The organism is Actinoplanes sp. NPDC048791, from assembly GCF_040650095.1.
Classification (GTDB): domain Bacteria; phylum Actinomycetota; class Actinomycetes; order Mycobacteriales; family Micromonosporaceae; genus Actinoplanes.
In genome coordinates this window covers 1-7,702 of record NZ_JBEZGQ010000349.1, presented here as the reverse complement: position 1 = coordinate 7,702, position 7,702 = coordinate 1, and the positions used below count along the sequence as shown (strand labels likewise).

General features: G+C 72.0%; 5 protein-coding genes. 2 read left to right on the top strand and 3 right to left on the bottom strand.

The genetic code is table 11. The features are described 5' to 3' along the window. The first annotated feature begins 205 nt into the window (after positions 1-205). Positions 206-1,123 carry an NADP-dependent oxidoreductase gene (locus tag AB0C29_RS23790; RefSeq protein WP_360823866.1) on the top strand — a complete coding sequence of 306 codons (918 nt, stop codon included), beginning with the start codon at positions 206-208 and terminating at the stop codon, positions 1,121-1,123. A 9-nt stretch (positions 1,124-1,132) separates the two neighbouring features. Here the strand turns inward: AB0C29_RS23790 and AB0C29_RS23785 are convergent, their stop codons facing one another. The 3 genes from AB0C29_RS23785 to AB0C29_RS23775 all read right to left on the bottom strand — a co-directional run bounded on the left by AB0C29_RS23785 (position 1,133) and on the right by AB0C29_RS23775 (position 7,297). Beyond that, the gene (locus tag AB0C29_RS23785; RefSeq protein WP_360823863.1) at positions 1,133-2,695 is read right to left on the bottom strand and encodes an MDR family MFS transporter; all 1,563 of its coding nucleotides are present in this window, start codon (positions 2,693-2,695) and stop codon (positions 1,133-1,135) included. Beyond that, entirely contained in the window at positions 2,692-4,863 is a 2,172-nt protein-coding gene (helR, locus tag AB0C29_RS23780) for an RNA polymerase recycling motor ATPase HelR (protein ID WP_360823859.1), read from the bottom strand. Before helR ends, AB0C29_RS23785 begins: the two co-directional genes overlap by 4 nt. Positions 4,864-4,981: 118 nt before the next feature. Continuing rightward, positions 4,982-7,297 carry an EAL domain-containing protein gene (locus tag AB0C29_RS23775; RefSeq protein ID WP_360823856.1) on the bottom strand — a complete coding sequence of 772 codons (2,316 nt, stop codon included), beginning with the start codon at positions 7,295-7,297 and terminating at the stop codon, positions 4,982-4,984. A gap of 188 nt (positions 7,298-7,485) precedes the next feature. Between AB0C29_RS23775 and AB0C29_RS23770 the strand changes: the two genes are divergently transcribed. After that, on the top strand, positions 7,486-7,702 hold a 217-nt coding region (locus tag AB0C29_RS23770), incomplete at its 3' end, for a hypothetical protein (RefSeq protein WP_360823853.1).

The window sequence follows — 7,702 nt, the reverse complement described above, 5'->3', positions numbered from 1 at the left end:
CTCGAACGGCCCGAGCACCCGCACCCGCATGCGATGACCCTAGGGCGGCCGGGGCGCCGGGCGCCGTCGTATTTCCGGCTGCCGGAGCGGCCGGTCAGCCGCGCAACCGGTAGAAACGCCAGAAATCGTTCGGCGGTCTTCTCCGTGATCGTCAGGGGACCACCGCTCTTGACCTCAACCCGGCTTCAGCTTGCAGGGTGACCGGATGAGAGCAGCGGTGTTCGACCGGTACGGCCCGCCCGAGGTGTTGCGGGTGGCTGAGCTGCCCGATCCGGTGCCGGGTCCGGGCGAGGCGCGGGTCCGGGTACGCGCGGCCGGCGTCCAGCCCTTCGACGTCGCCGTGCGTGAGGGGTGGATGAGACGGGGGCCGGGGCACTTCCCGCATCAGGTCGGCCAGGAGTTCTCGGGGGTGGTCGACCTGCTCGGCGAGGGTGTCACCGGCCCCGTCCCGGGTACGGCGGTGCTGGGTTCCACCATGATGAACGGGCAGGCGACCCACGTGGTCGTGCCGGCCGCGGATCTGGTCGTGAAGCCGCCACAGCTGTCGTTTCCCGCGGCGGCCGCGCTGGTGGCGGCCGGCCAGACCGCCTCCGGGGCGCTGACCCAGCTGGGCGTCACCGCGGGCGACGTACTGCTCGTGCACGCGGCGGCGGGGTCCGTGGGCACGTTGGCCGTGCAACTGGCCCGGCTGGCCGGTGCCACCGTGATCGGCACAGCCGGCCCCGCCAATCACGACTATCTGCGGGAGCTGGGGGCCGTTCCGGTCGCGTACGGCGACGGCCTGGTCGAGGCGGTCCGGGCGGTCGCACCCGGGCCGGTGACTGTGGCCCTGGACGCGGCCGGGCGCGGGGCCGTCGCCGCGTCCGTGGCCCTCGGTGTACCCCGGGACCGGATCGGCACGATCGCCGACGACAAGGGGGCCGCCGAGTTCGGCACCCCGGTGGTACGGGCGCCCCGCTCCCCCGTCCGGCTCGCCGAGGTGGTCGCGCTGGCCGGACGGGGGGTGCTGGCGATGCCGCTGCGGGCGTACCCGTTGACCCAGGTCGCCGCGGCGCACGCGGCCGTGCAGGCCGGGCACGGCCGCGGCAAGGTGATTTTGATCGTCGAGCCGGATCAGTCCTGAGGGAGCTGGTCAGGCCAGCGGCGCGCCCGCCGCGGCCTCCTCCTGGGCCCGGCGCTCGTCGCCGCTCAGCGTGTGCAGCGGCTTCTCCTTGATGAACAGGACGGCGAGCACGGCCAGCGCGGCGATCGGGGCGCCGATCAGGAACAGGCCGGCCGTGGCCTCGCCGTAGACCTCGCGGACGACGGTCAGCACCTCCGGCGGCAGGGTGGCCAGGTCGGGCACCTTCGCCGTGCCGCCGGTGGCCGGCACGCCGAAGCGCTCGGCCAGCATCGTGGTCACCCGGGAGGCCAGCACCGCGCCCAGGGCGCTGACCCCGATCGCGCCGCCCATGCTGCGGAAGAACGTCAGCGCGGACGTGGTCGCCCCGAGCTCCTGGGCCGGTACGTCGTTCTGCGCCGCCAGCACCAGGTTCTGCATCAGCATGCCGACGCCGACGCCCAGCACCGCCATGTAGAGCGCGAGCATCGGCACGCTGGTGTGGGCGTCGATCGTGCTCAGCAGCACCATGCCGGCGGTCATCACCACCGCCCCCGCGACCAGGTACGCCTTCCACCGGCCGTACTTCGTGATCAGCTGGCCGGCCACCGTGGACGACACCAGCAGGCCGAAGATGAGCGGGAGACTCATCAGGCCGGCGACCGTCGGGGTCTTGCCCAGCGAGATCTGGAAGTACTGCGACAGGAACACCGTGCCACCGAACATGGCCAGGCCGACCAGCACGCTGGCCAGGATGGCCAGGGAGACCGTGCGGTTTTGGAAAATGCTCAACGGGATGATCGGCTCCTTGGCCCGCGACTCCACCCGGACGGCGAGTGCGAGCAGCAGGAGCCCGGCCGCGACGAACAGCACGGTCGGCCAGGAGCCCCAGGCGAAGTGGTGGCCGGCCAGGGTCGACCAGATCAGCAGGTCGCACACGCCCGCGGTGATCAGGGACGCGCCGAGCCAGTCGATCGAGACCGCTCGGCGCGGCGTCGGCGGCAGGTGCAGCGTCTTCTGCAGCAGCACGATCGCGGCCAGCGAGAACGGCACGCCGATCAGGAAGCACCAGCGCCAGCCCAGCCACGACGTGTCCACCAGCAGCCCGCCGATCAGCGGCCCGGCGATGGTCGCGACGCCGAACACCGCGCCGAACAGGCCCGAGTAACGGCCCAGCTCGCGCGGCGGGATCATCGCGGCCATCACGATCATCGCGAGCGCGCCCATGCCGCCCGCGCCGATGCCCTGCACGACCCGGCTGACGATGAGGATGCCGACGTCGGGGGTGAGCCCGGCGATCAGCGAGCCCGCGACGAACAGGCCCAGGGAGAGCTGGATCAGCAGCTTCTTGCTGTAGAGGTCGGCCATCTTGCCCCACAGCGGCACGGTCGCCGTCATGGCCAGCAGTTCGGTGGTGACGATCCAGGTGTAGACGGACTGGGAGCCGCCCAGGTCGGCGATGATCCGCGGCAGTGCGTTGGACACGATCGTGGAGGCCAGGATGGACACGAAGAGGCCGAGCATGAGGCCGGACAGGGCCTGGACGACCTCCCGGCGCGACATCCGGGTGGCGGGCGGGGTGGTGACTGAGGTCATCGAGCTCCCTCGGTGGTGGTGAGAATGACGAGTTGCTGGGTGGCGCGGGTCATCGCGACGTACCGGTCGACCGCGCCCTCGATGCCCGGGCCGAACGCCTCCGGGTCGATGAGGACGACCAGGTCGAACTCGAGGCCCTTGGACAGCTCCGGGGTCAGCGACCGGATCCGGGGCGTGGCCGGGACGGTGGCGCCGGCGGTGCTGATGACGCAGGCGATCCCCTCGGCGTGCGCGGCGAGCCAGCTGTCGAGGATGGACTCCAGATCGGCCACGGATCCGTGCCGTACGGGGACACCGCTGCTGCGGATGGAGGTCGGCACGTTGGCGTCCGGCAGCGCGGCCCGGATGACCGGCTCGGCCTCGGCCATGACCTCTTCCGGCGTCCGGTAGTTGATGGTCAGCGACGACATGGTGACCCGGTCGAGCCCGATCCGCTCGAGCCGTTCCGGCCAGGACTCCGTGAAGCCGTGCCGGGCCTGGGCCCGGTCCCCGACGATGGTGAAGCTGCGGGACGGGCAGCGCTGCAGGAGCATCTGCCACTCCGCGTCGGTCAGCTCCTGGGCCTCGTCCACGACGATGTGCGCGAACGGGCCGGCCAGCCGGTCGGGTTCGGTGGCGGGCACCGCGGTCTCGTCGACCAGCGCGTCCTGGAGGTCGAGCTGGCGCAGGCTGGACAACACCCCTTCCCCGTCGTCGTAGGTGTGGGCGTGGATCAGCTCGTCGACGACCGCGGACATGCGCTCGCGTTCGACGGCGAGGGTGGCGTCGTGCCGGCGGTTGCGCCGGGACGCCTCCGGGTCGCCGAGCCGCCGCCGGGCCGCGTCCAGCAACGGCAGGTCGGCGACCGTCCAGGGCTGTCCGGCGTTCCGGCGCAGCGTGCGGACCTCGTCCGGGGTGAGCCAGGGCGCGCACTTGCGCAGGTACGCGGGTACCGACCAGAGGTCCGCGACGAGGTCGGTCGCTTCGAGCACCGGCCAGGCGCGGTTGAAGGTGGCGAGCAGTTCCCGGTTCTGCCCGAGCGACCGCCGGACGAAGGCCTCCGGCTCGTCACCGTCGTACTTCTCCACCAGGATCGTGAGCAGCTCCTGGAAGATCTCGTCCCGGGCCTCGTTGTGCGGCGTACCGGGTCCGGGCGCCTCGAACGCCTCGGCCCAGTCGTCGGCGCTCAGCCGGATGTCGGCCTCGCCGGTGGAGACCGTCATGGCGGTGGCCGGCGGCTCCTCGTAGAACCGGACGGCTGCCTCGATCGCCTGTACCAGTCGCGCCGACGACTTGAGCCGGGCCACCTCCGGGTCGGTCTCGGGCGTGGCCGCGGCGCCCTCGGCGATGAGGTCGCGCAGGGTGCAGATCTGCACCTCCTCCTCGCCGAGGCTGGGCAGGACGTCACCGACGTAGGCCAGGTACGGCTGGTGCGGGCCGATGAACAGGACGCCACCACGGCGGTGCCCGAGGCGGGGGTCGGCGTAGAGCAGGTAGGCGGTGCGGTGCAGGGCGACGACGGTCTTGCCCGTACCCGGACCACCGTCGACGACGAGAGCGCCGCCGGACCCGGCGCGGATGATCGCGTCCTGGTCGGCCTGGATGGTGCCGAGCACGTCGCGCATCCGGGCCGACCGGTTGCCGCCCAGGCTGGCGATGAAGGCCGACTGGTCGTCCAGCGCGGCGTGCCCCTCGAACCCGTCCGGGCTGAACACCTCGTCCCAGTAGTCGCTGATCCGGCCGCGGGTCCAGCGGTAGCGGCGGCGGCTGGCCAGCCCCATCGGGTTGGCGTGGGTCGCCCCGAAGAACGGCTCGGCCGCGGGCGACCGCCAGTCGAGCAGCAGCCGGCGGCCCGTGCTGTCGGTCAGGCCGAACCGCCCGACGTACACCGGTTCGGCGTCGTCGGCGCCGACCATGCGCCCGAGGCACAGGTCCATCCCGAAGCGGCGCAGGGCGCGCAGCCGGGCGGACAGCCGCCGTACCTCGGTGTCGCGGTCCACCGCCTGACGGCCCTTGCCCGCGGGGGCCCGGCGCTCGGCCTCCAGCCGGTCGGACAGGTCGGCGATGGACTGCCGCAGGCTCTCCGCGATGGCCGCGAAGTGCCGCTCGTCGGCTGCGATCAGTTTCGGGTCGGCCTTCTGAGCCAGCCGGTCGGGAAGATCGAAGGCGCTGGTCGCCAAGGGATTCATTCACACCTCGATTGCGCAGATTCCGGGCTCAGCGGACGATTCTGCGCCATGAACGGGGTCTTGCCACAAGCCCCGGGGTGCGATATACGTTAGAAGTGGCGGGGAGTGGGTTCTCCTCTCAGCGGATCCAGCTTCCCAGATTCGCGGGCAGTTCCGCCTTGCCGTAGAACCAGCCCTGGCCCAGGTCGCAGCCCTGCTCGCGCAGCCAGTCGCGCTGCACCTCGGTCTCCACACCCTCGGCGACCACGCGCAGGTTCATCGCCCGGGTCATGGCCAGCACCGCGCGCACGATGGGCTCGTTGGCGCCGTCCTCGCCGACCCGGCTGACGAACGAGCGGTCGATCTTGACGATGCCGACCGGCAGCCGGTTCAGGTAGCTCAGCGACGAGTAGCCGGTGCCGAAGTCGTCGATGCACAGCGTCACGCCGAGGCCGCGCAGCTGGTTCAGGGTGATCAGGGCGGTGTCGATGTCCTCCATCACGCCGGACTCGGTGATCTCCAGCCACAGCTGGTCCGGCGCGAGCCCGGTGTCGGCCAGCACGTCCCGTACCACCGTGACCAGGGCACCGTCGCGCAGCTGGCGGACCGAGACGTTGACCGAGACGTGCAGCCGCCGGGCGTCCGGACCGCGCTCGGCCGTCCAGGCCGCGAGCTGGGACGCGGACTCGCGCAGCAGCCAGGCACCGCTCTGCACGATCAGGCCGGTCTCCTCGGCCACCGGGATGAAGTCCACCGGTGAGACCGCGCCGAGCGTCGGGTGCTGCCAGCGCATCAGCGCCTCGAAGCCGTCCAGCTCGTCGGTGGCCAGGTCCACGATCGGCTGGTAGTGCACGGAGAGCTCACCGCGCGGCAGGGCCCGGCGCAGCGCCTGCTCCAGGTTCATCCGGTCCCGGACCTCGTCGCGCAGGGACGTGTCGAACAGCGCGTACGCGTTGCGCCCGCTGCCCTTGGCCTTGTACATGGCGGTGTCGGCGTCGCGGATCAGCTCGAGGGCCTGCGCCCCGCCCAGCGACTTGGCCACCCCGATGGACGCGGAGATGACCACGTTGCCGACGGAGAGCTCGAACGGGCGGGCGAACTCGGCCAGCACCCGGTCGGCCAGCGACTCGGCCAGCGCGGAGTGCGACGGGCTGGCCGAGGCGATCACGAACTCGTCCCCGCCGATCCGGCAGACCAGGTCGGCCCCGCGGATCTGCGCGCTCAGCCGGCCCGCGACCGCGCAGAGCAGCTCGTCGCCGACCTGGTGACCCCAGTGGTCGTTGACCATCTTGAAGCGGTCCAGGTCGATGAAGAGCAGGCTGATCTCCTGCTCGTCGGCGGCGGCCCGGTCCCCCCACTCCGCGATCGTCTCGGCGAGCAGTTCACGGTTGGGCAGGTCGGTGAGGGCGTCGTGGGTGGCCCGGCGGCGGGTGGCCCGTTCGGCGCGCGCCCGCGAGTTGTTGGAGCGCACCACGCGGGCGAACACGGCCAGGATGAGCAGCACGCAGAGGACCGAGCGGACCACGCCGTTGAGGGTGGAGCCGGCCGGCACGGTGGTGGTGATGATCGTCGGCACGACCACCATCAGGGCGATCAGGCCGGTGCGGATCTTGCTGAGATCGGTGATGACCACGCGTTGCGGCTCGGTCAGCGTGCGCATGGACGGGTGCAGACCGGCCGCGCCGACGAGCAGGAACGTCGCCATGAAGAGCACGTCGACGGCGTGCTGGGGCACGTCGGCCAGGGCGCCGTCGCGCAGCATGAAGAGGAAGTCGCCGACGAACATGGTCGCCGAGGCCGACAGCAGCAGCCACAGCGACGGCTGACGGGCGCCGCCGGAGATGGCCAGCTGCGCGGCCAGCACCACCAGCACGACGTCGATGACCGGGAAGAACGAGTTGGCGATGCGCAGCGGGGTCAGGTCGGTCTGCGCCATCGACGGCACGATCAGGTACGTCCAGCACAGGAACGCCGCGGCCAGCCCGACCAGCAGCGCGTCCACCCGGGCCGGGTCGTCGTCCGCGGCCCGCCGGCGGCGCAGCATGTCCGCGAAGGCGTAGCCCATCAGCAGGTAGCCGGGCAGCACGAAGGCGTCCGGGATGAGCGCCATCGAGGTCGGCGGGGAGGCACCGGCGCCGGGCACGACGACCCGCAGCACGATGCCGGCGAAGAACATGCCGGCCGACCAGAGCAGCAGGCGCCAGGGCTTGCGGTGGGCGGGGACGGCGATCCGGCGGACCGCGTACGTGGTGGCCCACAGCCCGCCCACGATCGCGGTCAGCATCAGCGGCAGCTGCACCGACGCCGGCCCGGCCGCGAACAGGGTGATGGCGGCGCCTGCCGCGACTATGTATGACCAGGCCAGCGCGGCGCTGCGCCGGGGCAGCACCGGGTACGCCACGGTCGGCGCGTCCACGTCGCCGCCGGCTCGGACGGGCGCCAGCACAGAGGTCACGTCCTACCTTCGGCAGAACGGCGCGACGCATTAACGAACCCCGTGCCCGGCACCCGGAACAGAGTGACCGGTGTCACGGGAATCGGCAACCCCACACATGAGAGCCGCATACGTTTCATCCTGATCTGGCCTGGTCCGAAGCCTTTCGCGGGGGGAAACGCGTGGAGAACAAGACCCAGAGACGAGTCATGGCCGCCGTTGTCGGCACAGCGATGGCGATGAGCGGCGCGGTGACCGTACTGGCCGCCGGGGGTGGTGCGGCGGCCCGCCCGGAGGCGTTGACCGCGCCCGCCACCGAGCCCACTCTGCAGACGATCGACCTGACCCCGGTGACCGGATCCTCGGTGACCGGGCGCAGCGCGTCCGCCGCCGGTGCCCGGGCTGTCGCGCCGCGTACCACCGGGC